The organism is Providencia sp. 2024EL-00732, assembly GCF_044006275.1.
Classification (GTDB): Bacteria; Pseudomonadota; Gammaproteobacteria; order Enterobacterales; family Enterobacteriaceae; genus Providencia; species Providencia huashanensis.
Window position 1 is genome coordinate 129,591 of sequence record NZ_JBIPDG010000005.1, and the last position, 13,067, is coordinate 142,657.

Genomic DNA, 13,067 nt, shown 5'->3' on the forward strand with positions numbered 1-13,067 from the left:
TAAGCCTTGTTTATACAACAAAATAAAACCATCAGATTTAATATCGCACCATTATTTAAAATAGGTTTAAAACTGATGCCAAACTTAAATTAAAACTCAATTAATAATTTAGATGTTAAATGCCAGTTAATTATTTAACTGGCATTTAATTGTAGCAATGAAAATAATTATAATTTTTTACGCGTAAATACCGACACAGCACACGCAATAATAATATTCAGAATAAATGCAGCAATACCAATATTCATATAGCTTAAGCCTTCCCCTAACCATGGGAACAATTGAGCTAACGAAATTTTTTCAATATACGTCACTGCAAGGAATAACACCCCTGCCATAATCCCACAAATTGCACCCGCAGGGGTCATTGGATTATGTTGTTTAAAGCTCATCAGTAGCGCAGGGAAGAACTGTGCCACAATATTAACCCCTAATAGCATGATTGCGACCAGCGTGTCATTACTGTGGAATATAAAATACAGACTCACTAATGCAACAAATGGCACCATAAAACGTGCATACATCCCTGATTGTTGTTTTTCCTCACTCACCCCTAGTGCTTTTTGCACCACACCTGCAAGCATGTTAGACGTTGTGAGTAACAACATTGAGCCCGGCACTAAAGCGGTCAACATCCCTGCTGCGCCAATAAACCCAACGACAACAGGTGAAAACGTTTCTTTCGATATTTCAAACAGGGATAAATCTACAGCGGCCCCTTCAAGATGCGGAATTTGTAGAATTGATGCGTAACCCACAAAAAAAGCAAATAACATAATCAAGCTGTACGCTGGAATTAAAATACTATTTCGCTTCAGAGATTTTTCATCTTTTGCAGTAAATACCGCCGCCATATAATGAGGCCAGCAAAAATAAGCAACCACTGACAGAAATACAGTCGAAATATACCAAGGAATATTGAGCCCTGTATCTGAGAAAGTTAAGAAGCTTGGCATTGCAGTATCAATGGCTTTAAACATCTCACCAAAACTACCGTAGTAATGTAATGGAATATAAATACCAATAAACACAACTACAATTAAGATCATTAAATCTTTAAGTGCCGATGTCCAAGCTGAGCCATGAATACCTGAAATCATTACAAATAAGGTGACAGCAATAATACCAATCCAAATCGCCATATCTGCGGGGATAGCACCATAAGATGCTTGAGAAACTATAATGCCTAATCCTTTAAGTTGTAAAACGAATAAAGGCACCATTGCAGCAATAGAAATTAAGCTAATCAGTAGCCCTAAGCCTGCACTTTGGTATTTTTTAGCAAATAATTCAGAAATTGTCCTAACATCATTATCTTTTGCAAAACGCCAAACTCTCGGGTGTACCCAATATAAAAAGATCCCCATAAATGCATTGACGGCTAATGTGTATAAAATAGCAGGGCCTTTGCCATATGCCCAACCACTCCCACCAAGGAAAGTAAATGTTGTGTAGATTTCCCCTGCACTCAGTAAAAAAACCAATAGAGCGCCATAACTACGCCCACCGACAGACCAACCTTCGTGATCCATCGTTTTCCCTTTTTTAGCCCGAATAGCAAGATAGATACTAAAAAGGAAAAAAACGGTAATAATAATTAACGCAGAGCTCATGATGTTTCCTTAGTATTTTTATTATCTAATACATTTATCAGTAACATCACTAAGGCGGTAATAATCACCCATACAACAATCCAAAACATTAAAAAGGGTAGCCCCATCACAAAAGGTTCTACTTGGTTAGCATAATAAATGCCCACCGTTAATGCTAGGATCGGGAAAATCACTAAATAATGGTACCATTTCATAGAAAATTCCTTATTCCATTTACCCTAATGAAACCAATTCGCGAGGCAAATGGCTTAACATCTCAACACCATCTTCAGTAATTAGCAGCATATCCTCAATCATAATACCGCCAACACCAATCCCGTAATATGGTGTTTCTAAACTCATTACCATGCCAGCACGAAAGACTTCTGTCGTTGCTGCACTCACAAAAGGGGCTTCTTCTAACCCAACGAATACCCCATCACCATGACCTAGGTGCCCACGGTTATAATACGGTAACCCTGAAGAACGGATCAGTGCCATCGTCTCATTAAAAACGTCACTTAATGCCACGCCGGGTGCTATGCGACTTAGCATATATTGATGACCTTTTAAAATAGTTTGATAAATACGGCTCACTTTTTCATCCGGCTTACCGACGACAAATGTGCGTGCTATGTCAGCACCATAGCCTGCAACATCTACCCCGCAATCAAATTTAATGAGATCACCCTCTTTGGCTGGCACGTCATCGGGTAACATTTTCGGGGAGAAATCGCTGCCAACTGAAATAAGGTGAAAACGACTATAATTAGTCTCTGGATATTCCATCACTTTAGCTTTAAATGCCGCAGTCAATTGCGCAGAGGTGCATCCCACTTTAATTAATTGGCTTGCTGCTGCGATCCCCGCCTCTGTAATTTGTGCAGATTTTCTTAGGTGAGCAATTTCCCACTCACTTTTAATCATCCGCAACTCATTAAATAAAGCGGATGAATCTACTAAGTTTAAGCTTGGGATAACTTTATCTAACCATGTTTTTCCCATATGGGTTATTTGGTTTAGTTCAATCGCAACCGGTTTACCATAAACATCAGCTTCAGATAACGCCTCTTTTAAGAGCGTAAAAATGGTTTCTATCGGGCTATTTATCGGCCGTGCTTTTACCACTTTACCGTTATCAGGATTATAAGGATCGTCAACATCGACCCATATTGGGAATGTTTTAATTTTAGCATTTGGCATTTGAAGCGATAAATTTGCGGCTTCAAATTCATTCATGATCACCAAAGATTCAATTGAAGGGTCACGAAAAATAACAGCAATTGCAGAGCCAGTCTGCCTAAAGGTATACATAAAGAAGCTGGCAAAACCGGTTAAGTGATAAAAATTATCCCCTACCGTTGCAATTAAAGCTTCAATACCTTCACGCTCCATAATTTCACGTGCTTTGTTTGTTACATTCTCAAGGTGTTGGTGTTTCAAAAGGAGGTCTGCTTTATGAATTGTCATTTTTATTCTCTCGAAGCGTTATTTTATACATCAAGCAATTACATAATATCGCAAGCGATAAATGCGAAGCTCAATCATATTATATCTAGAGTTGAAATGAATACATCGTGTAACGTGCAAGTTTTATATAACTAATAATTATATACTAGTCAGAAATATACCTTGCTAACGATTTGAATATGATAGAAATAATTAAAAGAGCTAAATAAAATAGCCCTTTTAAAATTTAAAACTTATTTATTGAGAGTTTTCAGCACAAGTAATGGCTTTTTCAGACTCGTTATTACGAGTTAACCATAAAGAAAGTGCTTTTAAAGAATCAGGGGTAAATTCATCACAACGGGCACTGATTTCTTTAGCCGTTAACCAACTCACTTCAGCCACTTCTGATTCTTGCAATGCAAAAGGGCCATGGCTCACACAACTGAATAACCCACCCCATACACGGCAGTGCTCATCTTCAAAATAAAAATGGCCATGCTCGGCAAAAGGCACGCCTGCTATACCCAGCTCTTCTTCGGCTTCACGTTTAGCAGAATCAAGAATATTCTCACCTTGTGTAACAACGCCACCCGCCGTTGCATCTAAAAAACCAGGGTGAAAATCTTTAATTTCAGTACGTCGTTGCACCAATATTTTCCCCATGCCATCATGCACCACAATGTAAGTTGCACGGTGGCGTAAGTTCTCAGCTCGCATTTGGCTACGGGTTGCCTGAGCAATCACGATATTATCTTCATCAACAATATCTACCCACTCAACGACTTCGGTTTGTTGTTCCATCCTGTAAACCTTTTCAAAATTGCCTGAAACAGCTTATGCCATAGATTGATTGCCGCAATAAAAGGCAATACAAGATATGCTTTAACTAACATTCGGTTTTCGATCCTAGCTGAATTTGCATTGAGTTGCTATCACAAAAAAGATCATCGGACGAGAAGATGTGTATTGGTAACAATATTTTTACATTCGTGTCGCCGGAATACACAAACTTAGTTTATAAATGCTATAGTTAGAAAATAAAAACCATACAATCACTGAATTACAGCGATAAAATTGATAATGTAAACATTCATCATTGGCGAGGCTTTAAGGGGTGCAAAAAATGAATATACTCATCACTGGTGGTACGGGGCTCATTGGTACGCCTCTTGTCCAAAAACTCATTTCCCTTGGTCATCAGGTCACAGTATTGAGCCGTTCGCCACAAAAAGTGTATAGCCATTTTTGTAAGGCTGTTGAATGTTGGACAACGTTAAATGACGTCAATCATCTCAATGACTTTGATGCCGTCATTAACTTAGCTGGCGAACCTATTGCTGAAAAACGCTGGACTGATGAGCAGAAAAAACGCCTTTGTGATAGCCGTTGGAAAATCACCCAGCGACTCGCTGAACTGATTGCTGCTAGTGAAACACCGCCTTGCGTCTTTTTATCGGGCTCAGCCGTGGGTTACTATGGCGATCAAGGCCAATCTGTCGTCACAGAAGATGAACAACCCCACGACGAATTTACCCATCAACTCACGCAACATTGGGAAGCCCTTGCTGAAAATGCCGCGTCCGACAAAACACGCGTGTGTTTATTACGTACAGGCCTCGTATTATCCCCCAATGGTGGGGTTCTAGGTAAAATTCTGCCCATTTTCAAAATGGGGGCTGGTGGCCCAATCGGTCACGGCAAACAATACATGCCATGGATACATATCAACGATATGGTCAATGCGATTTACTTTTTGCTGACGACTCCAACACTTTCAGGCCCTTTCAATATGACTGCACCTTATCCTGTGCATAATGACCAATTCACTGCTGTTTTAGGGGATGTACTTAACCGCCCTTCTTTTGTCCGCACGCCTGCTTTTGTGATCAAAACTATTTTAGGCGAATCCGCGGCTTTAGTATTAGGTGGGCAGCAAGCCATACCTAAACGTTTAGAAGAAGCGGGGTTTCAGTTCGAATTTATCGAATTAAAAATTGCATTAGAAGACTTATTGGTTTCCAAAGAAAGGTAACCCTTCTTAACGCTACTCATATCTCTAGACGAAATGGTTTTTACCTATTTCGATGGAAAATTTTAACCTTAATACTGACCCTAGTGTTATGTTTGGCTCAAGAATACTTAATAACCAAGCATAACTACCGTACTAAATTATTTAGCTCCTTGCCAACGATGAAATAAATCGTGTTCAAGGGTAATATCAAACTGGTCGATAACGCGGTTAACGGTTTGGTCAACAATATCTAAAATAGTTTCAGGCTGATGGTAAAATGCAGGCATGGGGGGCATGATCACGGCTCCCATTTCAGCCGCTTGCACCATTAAACGCAGGTGGCCGACATGTAATGGCGTTTCCCGTACCCCTAGGACGAGTTTTTTCCCTTCTTTGAGTACAACATCCGCAGCTCGGGTCACCAAAGTATCAGTATAGCTGTGCACAATCCCAGAAAGGGTTTTCATTGTGCAAGGCATTATGACCATCCCTTCAGTACGAAAAGAACCTGATGAAATTGCCGCTGCAATATCACGGCTATCATAATAATGGTCAGCTAATTGTTGTACTTCTTTTACGCTAAACTTGGTTTCTAACGCCAATGTTTGCCGTGCGGCTGCACTCATCACCAAATGGGTTTCTATCCCTTTGACAGGTTTTAATACTTCAAGCAGCCTAATGCCATAAATAGCACCACTTGCCCCAGTTAACCCGATGATCAGTTTTTTCATTTAGCAGCCCAATTCGCGATTTTTTTGCGATTATATACCAAAGGCTTCCAGTTGTCGCTTGGCGGCAAATGAAGCCATCCCAAGAATATACAACTTGGTTAGAAAAGCGCTGCCAACACGACAAAAGCCTATAGGATATTAAGGATTTTGGTGATCAGCCACAGTCCCAGTTATACACTACTCGACTAAAATCTCTTTTTTTCAAATCATCTGGGTGAATAAAGAAATTACCGACGCCCATATCTCCCCACATAATACCGATTTCATAATCCGTATTTATTTGCAGTAATAGTTCGTATTGCTGGATATTTTCTTCATATTCTCTTGGATCAGATTGAGTAAAAAATGGGTAGCCTCCAATACAGTGCGCACCCGATTCAAATGAATCACTGTAAGGTTCAACCCATTCATCATAGAAGTCTTCACCTTCAAACTGTTCTTCATAATCATAGAGGTTATCAACCCCAAGGATTTTCTGCCCGAACTGGAAATCATCGATACTAATGTATTGTTCTGCAGGTGTGTATTCAATACTATATTGATGGTCGATGGGCGTGTAATAGTCATCAGTATGTGCGGCAATTACTGAGGAAAAATCTTGTGTTAACTGGCTAATATCTTCAATAATATTTTCCCAATAGATAACTCTAAAATCCTCTTGTTTTTGCTTATCTTCAAAATCAGCCCCATACAAATCATCTCCACCAATAAAAAACTGTAACAGCCCTTTTTCTGGGTAATTTTCTAACTTAGGCATTTGTGCAAAGTTAATTTGCGCAAGCAGTTTTAGTGGTGTCCCTTCACTATTTGTTGGGTATTTTTCACCAAGCGGCAAATAAGGCATTCCGCCCACACGGCTTTCCCACCACACATATTCTTCAACGGGGGTTAAGGTCATTTCAACAAGGGATTTTTTAGTGGCTTTGATTTTATCTACGAAAGGTTTAATCACATCAGGAAGGGAGTTGAAATCAGCCATATATAGCTCCAGATAGGCAGTTAATGTCCCTCTAGTTTACTCGAATTTTGCGCATTTTAAATCAGATATAACTGTAACTTACGCCTTCATTTAACGTTATAATTTTCTAAATAGTTTCGGTTACAGCTAGACGGCAAATGAAGTTATCCCAAGGAGCCTACAAAAGTAGGTAACTTGGGTAACTGAATGAAGCTATCCCAAGGAGCATACAAAAGTAGGTAACTTGGGTAACTGAATGAAGCTATCCCAAGGAGCATACAAAAGTATGTGACTTGGGTAGCTGAATGAAGCCAACAACGCTGTAACCGAAACTATGACGAAAATTTAGCCTTCGTTATAAATTTCGAGGTCTTCAACCTCACTCTTATCTTTCAATTTTAGCTCGTCATCTTTACGTAAGTTTTCCAGATAATCTAAATAACTTTGGTCGATATCCTTGGTGACGTAAATACCATCAAACACAGAACATTCGAACTCATTAATTTCTGGATTTTCCTCACGAACCGCATCCACCAAATCAGCTAAATCTTGGAAAATTAACCCATCTGCACCAATTAATTTACGAATTTCATCCACTTCCCTACCATGAGCAATTAGCTCATTAGCATTTGGCATATCAATGCCATAGACATTCGGAAAACGCACTTCCGGTGCCGCTGAAGCAAAGTAAACATTTTTTGCTCCCGCTTCACGCGCTAATTCAACGATTTGCTCAGATGTGGTGCCACGCACTATTGAGTCATCAATCAATAAGACATTTTTGTCACGGAACTCTGCTCGGTTTGCATTCAATTTACGGCGCACCGATTTACGACGCTCTTGTTGACCAGGCATGATAAACGTCCGACCCACATAACGGTTTTTTACAAACCCTTGGCGATACGGTTTATCAAGGATATGTGCTATTTCCAGAGCAATATCACACGAAGTCTCAGGAATAGGGATCACAACATCGATGTGTAAATCTTCCCATTCACGGGCAATTTTAGCGCCAAGTTTTTGCCCCATGCGCAACCTTGCATTGTAGACCGAGACTTTATCGATAAAGGAATCTTGGCGAGCAAAATAAACGTATTCAAAAATACATGGCGTCAATTGTGGGTTTTCTGCGCATTGACGGGTAAATAATTGGCCTTTCTCAGTGACATAGACCGCTTCACCGGGGGCGACATCCCGTAAAAACTCAAAACCTAGTGTATCAAGTGCAACACTTTCAGAAGCCACCATATATTCGTGCTCACCCTTCTCTGTGACCCGACGCCCTAATACTAGGGGACGAATACCATTAGGGTCACGGAATGCTAACATCCCATGGCCAATAATAAGTGCCACACAAGCATAGGCGCCGCGTAGTTTTTTGTGCATCGCTGAGACAGCACTAAACACGTTATCTGGCTCAAGAGGGAAATGGTCAAACCTATCTAGCTCATAAGCTAATACGTTGAGTAATATTTCAGAATCCGATGTGGTATTGACATGGCGGCGTGCTGTTTCAAATAAACTCCGAGTGAGTTCATGAGCATTTGTCAGATTACCATTATGAGCAAGGGTGATACCAAAAGGTGAGTTTACGTAGAAAGGTTGAGCTTCAGAAGCACTTGAACTCCCCGCAGTTGGGTAACGAACATGCCCTAACCCCATACAGCCTTGTAACCTGAGCATGTGACGTGTTTCAAACACATCCTTAACCAGGCCATTCGCTTTGCGTAAACGAATATTATTTTTGCCATCAATAGTGGCAATACCTGCTGCATCTTGCCCACGGTGTTGTAACACCGTTAAAGCATCATAAATCGATTGGTTTACCGGTGTTACACCGGCGATACCGACAATACCGCACATTTAGTCTTTCCTCATCAGCCAGACGGAGAAATATTCTCCGGTAGGAAACTTGACGCATTTTGCAGGTAGTCAAAAAACCACCTGATGATATGACTGAACTGCGGAATAAGTTCCGAACGCTGCCAATCCTCACTTTGAGGAAGTGGTGTAAATGTATCGAGAAAAAACAATAAGGCCGAAACAATTAACACACCACGCAGCGCACCGAAGCAGATCCCCAGAACCCGATCTGTGCCTGATAACCCCGTTTTTTGTACTAATGAGCTAATCACATAGTTCACTACTGCCCCCACAATAAGGGTGGCAATAAATAATGCAGCGATAGCAATGCCATTTCTAACAAGTATATCCTCAAAGCGCGTAAAGTAGCTGGCTAAATAAGGATAAAAGGTACTTGCAACAAAAAAAGCACAACCCCATGTCACTAGTGATAATGCCTCACGTACAAAACCACGGATCAAGCTAACCAGTGCCGAGAAGCCAATAATGGCGATAATTGCGTAATCTATCCAGACCATATTCCATTCCAAAATTCGCACTCACGACATCAGCGAAGTGCATTCTAACAGAAAACGAAAACGTTTGCGTAACCATTTTTCTATCAAATTTAAAAAAATAGCGGCGAAAAGAAAAAATCATAATCGCCGCAGTAAGTTACTAAATCCCCTTACCTTTTAGGGATTATTGGATCTTTAATTTTAAGGTTTATAGGTTTGAATTATCCCTTTAGTCCCTGTAATCGAATTTAGCTCTGGTAACGCGGCCTCTAGCCTTTGCCTAGAGGCTTCTGGCCCCACGTAAATACGTGTGAGTTTATTATTCACTGGCTTAGCGGGAACCGTATACACTTGGTAACCAGACAACCTGAGTTTTGCCACAATTTCTTCTACCTTAGCTGCATTGTTTAAGGCAATAACTTGCACAACAAACGCTTTACCTTGCGGAGCTGGTTTCACTTCGGGTTTAGGCTCCGGTTTTGGTTCAACTTTCGGTTGTGGCTTAGGCTCTGGTTTAACTTCTGGCTTGATTGGTTTTACTGGCTCAACAACAGCAGGTGGATTATTTTCAGCCGATGTTGCCGCTTCAACTTGTTCATTTTGCTGCTGTGTTATCGCTTCTGACAGCATCGCTTCAGAAGCCCCTTCAGAAGAAGCTGTTGATGTCGTACTGGCGATAGGCGCTATCGCTTCAATATCTTCTTCATCACCCGGTTTAGGGATAATAGGAATGGCCGCAAATTCATTTTCATTATATTTCTTATCGCCATCAAGCAGTGCAGGGAGAACGATAACCCCTACAGCAACAAGAACAATGGCGCCAGCAAGACGATTCTGAAATTTACTAGCCACCGGCACTATCCTTTTTGGTTTTCTAATAACATCATAACATGGGCGACAGTATGAAATGACCCACACACAACAACCACATCTTGCTCTTTTGCATCGAGACAAGCTTGTTGCCATGCTTTTTCTACGGAATCAAATTCATTCGCTTGCGCTAAATGTTGGCTAAGCGTAGCGACATCAGCCCCTCTAAATTCAGTTAATGGCGCAATATACCAATCAGTAACTTGCTGTGACAGGCAATCAAGAGTGCCTTTAATATCTTTGTCACCTAACATACCGACAACCGCACGAATATGACGCCCTTCCATAACAGGAAGTTCGGCTAATTTACTGACTAAATAGCCTGCAGCATGCGGGTTATGTGCCACGTCTAAAATCATCAATGGTTTTTCACCGATAACCTGAAAACGCCCTGGCAATTGAGCCGATTTTAACCCTTGATGAATTGCGCTTTCTGTAACTTTTTGGGCGATATCAACATCAATCAATAATAAGCAGCTAATAACACCAAGCGCGGTTGCTGCATTCGCTAATGGGACATTCGGTAATGGTAAATTATGCCACTCATGTTGAGCACTTTTCCATGACCAACTTCCCGCTTGTTCACTATATTGCCAATCCGCACCACGACGAAAAAGCACCGTACTTAGTTTATCCGCCACTTGAGCAATAGACGCTGGCATATCAGGTTCACCGACTACACCATAGTGACCAGAACGGAAAATACCCGCTTTTTCATAGCCAATATGTTCTCTATCAGCCCCAAGCCAGTCTGTATGATCTAACGCAATACTGGTGATCGCTGCAATATCGGCATCCACAACATTTGTTGCATCCAAGCGGCCGCCTAGCCCCACTTCTAAAATAACCACATCCAGCTCAGCTTGCTTAAATAACTGTAATGCAGCCAAGGTACCGTATTCAAAGTAGGTAAGCGAAATGTTTTCACGTTGTGATTCAATGGTCGCAAACGCTGCGCAAAACTCTGACTCTGCAAGTTCTTGGCCTTGAATACGCACACGCTCTGTATAACGAACAAGATGTGGTGAGCTATAGACCCCAACCTTGAGCCCTGATGCCATCAGAATAGACTCTAACGTATGGCACGTTGTCCCTTTACCGTTAGTTCCAGTGACAGTGATAACTCGAGGTGCAGGCTGTGTGAGGTTCATTTGCCTAGCGACTTGACCGACTCGTTCCAACCCCATATCAATATTTTGGCTATGTAAGTCGGTGAGGTAAGAAAGCCAAGTCTCCAATGGAGACTTGGCATTAGGAATGATTAAATTACTCATCATCTTTTTTATGCTTTGCAGGTTCCTTTTCTTGTACGTCTACCTCAAAGCCATCAGTCTCATCAGTAATATCAATGTCAACTTCTACATTTTCTGCAACAATAATTGGCGCCTCAGTAAAACTAGGCTTATTCGTTAACATTGCCAAGACTTCAGCCAAGCGGTCACGCATTTCAGGGCGGCGGACTATCATATCGATAGCGCCTTTTTCGAGTAAAAACTCACTGCGTTGAAAACCTTGTGGCAGTTTTTCACGTACCGTTTGTTCAATAACACGCGGGCCAGCAAAACCAATCAGGGCTTTAGGCTCAGCAACATTAATATCCCCTAACATTGCAAGACTAGCAGAAACGCCACCCATAGTTGGGTCAGTTAGTACTGAAATATACGGTAAGCCGCGTTCTTGCATTTTTGCCAACGCTGCACTGGTTTTTGCCATTTGCATCAATGATAACAACGCTTCTTGCATACGAGCGCCACCACTTGATGAAAAACACACCAATGGACAGTTATCTTCCAAAGCCTGTTCCACTGCGCGGACAAAACGAGCACCAACAACCGATGCCATTGACCCCCCCATAAAGGCGAATTCAAATGCCGCAGCGACAACCGGCATCCCTTTTAGGGTCCCTTTCATGACAATAATGGCATCTTTTTCGCCCGTTTCTTTCTGTGCGGCTGAAAGTCGGTCTTTATATTTTTTTGAGTCTTTAAACTTGAGGAGGTCTTTTGGCTCAAGTTCACTACCTAATTCGGACGTTGAGTCTTCATCAAGGAAGGTTTCTAAACGTTGGCGTGCATGAATACGCATATGGTGGTCACATTTAGGACACACTGATAAGTTACGCTCTAATTCAGCACCGTATAACACCTGCCCACAGCTATCGCATTTCGTCCAAACCCCTTCTGGGATATTGGCTTTGTGTGATTGGGTCAAGTTACCTTTCTTTAATATTTTTTCAATCCAGCTCATTAATGGACCTTTTTGTCTGATTCACTCTGGTTATCACCAGTAGGTATTTTTTGCCATTAAACCACAATGATATCTCACTGTAGATAAAAACTTTTTAAACCGCTTAACGGTTATCGATTTTTTGCGCTGTAGCACGCTTTTCTTTCGCGGCCTTACGGCGATGGCGAATAATTTCAACCACACCCGGCAAAATTGAAACAAAGATAATCGCGACTATCAATAATTTCAAATTCTTTTGTACAATCGGTAAATCACCGAATAAATAACCTGCATAGGTAAATAATAATACCCATATAAATGCACCTGCGACATTATAAAAGGCAAAATGACGATAAGACATTTTCCCCATTCCTGCAACGAAAGGCGCAAATGTTCTTACTATCGGCACGAAACGAGCCAGTATAATCGCTTTACCACCATGTTTTTCATAAAATTCATGGGTTTTTTCTAAATATACGCGACGAAAAATTTTTGAGTCCGGGTTTTTAAATAACCTTTCGCCAAAAACACGTCCAATGGTGTAATTCACTGCATCACCAATAATCGCAGCAGTAATCATTAATGCGACCATTAAGTGAACATTTAAATCATTGCTGTCTAATGCTGAAATTGCACCCGCAACAAATAATAACGAATCCCCAGGTAAAAATGGTGTGACCACTAGACCTGTTTCACAAAAAAGGATCAGGAATAAGATCCCGTATACCCATGTACCGTAGTCTCTAACGAGTTCAGCAAGGTGCACATCTATGTGTAAAATAAAGTCGATAATAAAAGTGATGAATTCCATATAATCCTCATTAATGATAGCGTCCATGCCATTCCCAACAATGATGGGACAAATAA

Annotated in this window: 13 protein-coding genes; 1 reads left to right on the plus strand and 12 read right to left on the minus strand. The window is 41.1% G+C overall.

What is annotated here, in order from left to right:
- Positions 1-167: 167 nt before the first annotated feature.
- The 4 genes from ACHB7C_RS10625 to yfcD form a co-directional block, all read right to left on the minus strand.
- Positions 168-1,613 carry a sodium:solute symporter gene (locus ACHB7C_RS10625; protein WP_129466097.1) on the minus strand — a complete coding sequence of 482 codons (1,446 nt, stop codon included), beginning with the start codon at positions 1,611-1,613 and terminating at the stop codon, positions 168-170.
- Complete coding sequence (locus ACHB7C_RS10630; RefSeq protein ID WP_048607520.1) at positions 1,610-1,807, minus strand: DUF3311 domain-containing protein; 198 nt, start codon at positions 1,805-1,807, stop codon at positions 1,610-1,612. Before ACHB7C_RS10630 ends, ACHB7C_RS10625 begins: the two co-directional genes overlap by 4 nt.
- Positions 1,808-1,826: 19 nt before the next feature.
- On the minus strand, positions 1,827-3,062 hold the full coding sequence (locus ACHB7C_RS10635; protein ID WP_042844467.1) for a M24 family metallopeptidase: 1,236 nt from the start codon (positions 3,060-3,062) through the stop codon (positions 1,827-1,829).
- 237 nt (positions 3,063-3,299) lie between these two features.
- Entirely contained in the window at positions 3,300-3,845 is a 546-nt protein-coding gene (gene yfcD / locus ACHB7C_RS10640) for an NUDIX hydrolase YfcD (RefSeq protein ID WP_042844471.1), read from the minus strand.
- Between the two features lie 322 nt (positions 3,846-4,167).
- Here yfcD and ACHB7C_RS10645 point away from each other — a divergent pair, with 322 nt between their 5' ends.
- Positions 4,168-5,076 (plus strand): TIGR01777 family oxidoreductase, encoded by a 909-nt coding sequence (locus tag ACHB7C_RS10645; protein WP_166685189.1) that lies wholly within the window; start codon positions 4,168-4,170, stop codon positions 5,074-5,076.
- Positions 5,077-5,213: 137 nt separating this feature from the next.
- On the opposite strand, the gene ACHB7C_RS10650 is transcribed toward ACHB7C_RS10645, so the two are convergent.
- The 8 genes from ACHB7C_RS10650 to ACHB7C_RS10685 all read right to left on the minus strand — a co-directional run bounded on the left by ACHB7C_RS10650 (position 5,214) and on the right by ACHB7C_RS10685 (position 13,011).
- The gene (locus tag ACHB7C_RS10650; protein WP_042844474.1) at positions 5,214-5,786 is read right to left on the minus strand and encodes a UbiX family flavin prenyltransferase; all 573 of its coding nucleotides are present in this window, start codon (positions 5,784-5,786) and stop codon (positions 5,214-5,216) included.
- A gap of 154 nt (positions 5,787-5,940) precedes the next feature.
- A complete protein-coding gene (locus ACHB7C_RS10655; RefSeq protein ID WP_048607526.1) occupies positions 5,941-6,765 on the minus strand; it encodes a YwqG family protein in 825 nt (274 codons plus the stop codon).
- Between the two features lie 324 nt (positions 6,766-7,089).
- Positions 7,090-8,607, minus strand: a complete 1,518-nt coding sequence (purF, locus tag ACHB7C_RS10660; protein WP_395347282.1) for an amidophosphoribosyltransferase — start codon at positions 8,605-8,607, stop codon at positions 7,090-7,092.
- A 14-nt stretch (positions 8,608-8,621) separates the two neighbouring features.
- Positions 8,622-9,125 (minus strand): colicin V production protein, encoded by a 504-nt coding sequence (cvpA, locus tag ACHB7C_RS10665; RefSeq protein ID WP_042844479.1) that lies wholly within the window; start codon positions 9,123-9,125, stop codon positions 8,622-8,624.
- Between the two features lie 180 nt (positions 9,126-9,305).
- On the minus strand, positions 9,306-9,956 hold the full coding sequence (dedD, locus tag ACHB7C_RS10670) for a cell division protein DedD (RefSeq protein WP_042844480.1): 651 nt from the start codon (positions 9,954-9,956) through the stop codon (positions 9,306-9,308).
- A gap of 5 nt (positions 9,957-9,961) precedes the next feature.
- Positions 9,962-11,251: a bifunctional tetrahydrofolate synthase/dihydrofolate synthase gene (folC, locus tag ACHB7C_RS10675; protein WP_206227443.1), complete on the minus strand. Its 1,290-nt coding sequence runs from the start codon at positions 11,249-11,251 to the stop codon at positions 9,962-9,964.
- The gene (accD, locus tag ACHB7C_RS10680) at positions 11,241-12,221 is read right to left on the minus strand and encodes an acetyl-CoA carboxylase, carboxyltransferase subunit beta (RefSeq protein WP_042844483.1); all 981 of its coding nucleotides are present in this window, start codon (positions 12,219-12,221) and stop codon (positions 11,241-11,243) included. The genes folC and accD overlap by 11 nt, the downstream gene beginning before the upstream one ends.
- Before the next feature lie 103 nt (positions 12,222-12,324).
- Positions 12,325-13,011, minus strand: coding sequence for a DedA family protein (locus ACHB7C_RS10685; protein ID WP_042845356.1), 687 nt, complete (start codon positions 13,009-13,011; stop codon positions 12,325-12,327).
- Between the last annotated feature and the right edge of the window lie 56 nt (positions 13,012-13,067).

What these genes read in the sequence shown, in the direction of transcription:
- ACHB7C_RS10625 (WP_129466097.1), bottom strand. Translation starts at nt 1,613, where the DNA reads ATGAGCTCTGCGTTAATTATTATTACCGTTTTTTTCCTTTTTAGTATC.
- ACHB7C_RS10645 (WP_166685189.1), top strand. Translation starts at nt 4,168, where the DNA reads ATGAATATACTCATCACTGGTGGTACGGGGCTCATTGGTACGCCTCTT.
- yfcD (WP_042844471.1), bottom strand. Translation starts at nt 3,845, where the DNA reads ATGGAACAACAAACCGAAGTCGTTGAGTGGGTAGATATTGTTGATGAA.
- ACHB7C_RS10655 (WP_048607526.1), bottom strand. Translation starts at nt 6,765, where the DNA reads ATGGCTGATTTCAACTCCCTTCCTGATGTGATTAAACCTTTCGTAGAT.
- ACHB7C_RS10685 (WP_042845356.1), bottom strand. Translation starts at nt 13,011, where the DNA reads ATGGAATTCATCACTTTTATTATCGACTTTATTTTACACATAGATGTG.
- accD (WP_042844483.1), bottom strand. Translation starts at nt 12,221, where the DNA reads ATGAGCTGGATTGAAAAAATATTAAAGAAAGGTAACTTGACCCAATCA.
- cvpA (WP_042844479.1), bottom strand. Translation starts at nt 9,125, where the DNA reads ATGGTCTGGATAGATTACGCAATTATCGCCATTATTGGCTTCTCGGCA.
- ACHB7C_RS10630 (WP_048607520.1), bottom strand. Translation starts at nt 1,807, where the DNA reads ATGAAATGGTACCATTATTTAGTGATTTTCCCGATCCTAGCATTAACG.
- purF (WP_395347282.1), bottom strand. Translation starts at nt 8,607, where the DNA reads ATGTGCGGTATTGTCGGTATCGCCGGTGTAACACCGGTAAACCAATCG.
- folC (WP_206227443.1), bottom strand. Translation starts at nt 11,251, where the DNA reads ATGATGAGTAATTTAATCATTCCTAATGCCAAGTCTCCATTGGAGACT.
- ACHB7C_RS10650 (WP_042844474.1), bottom strand. Translation starts at nt 5,786, where the DNA reads ATGAAAAAACTGATCATCGGGTTAACTGGGGCAAGTGGTGCTATTTAT.
- ACHB7C_RS10635 (WP_042844467.1), bottom strand. Translation starts at nt 3,062, where the DNA reads ATGACAATTCATAAAGCAGACCTCCTTTTGAAACACCAACACCTTGAG.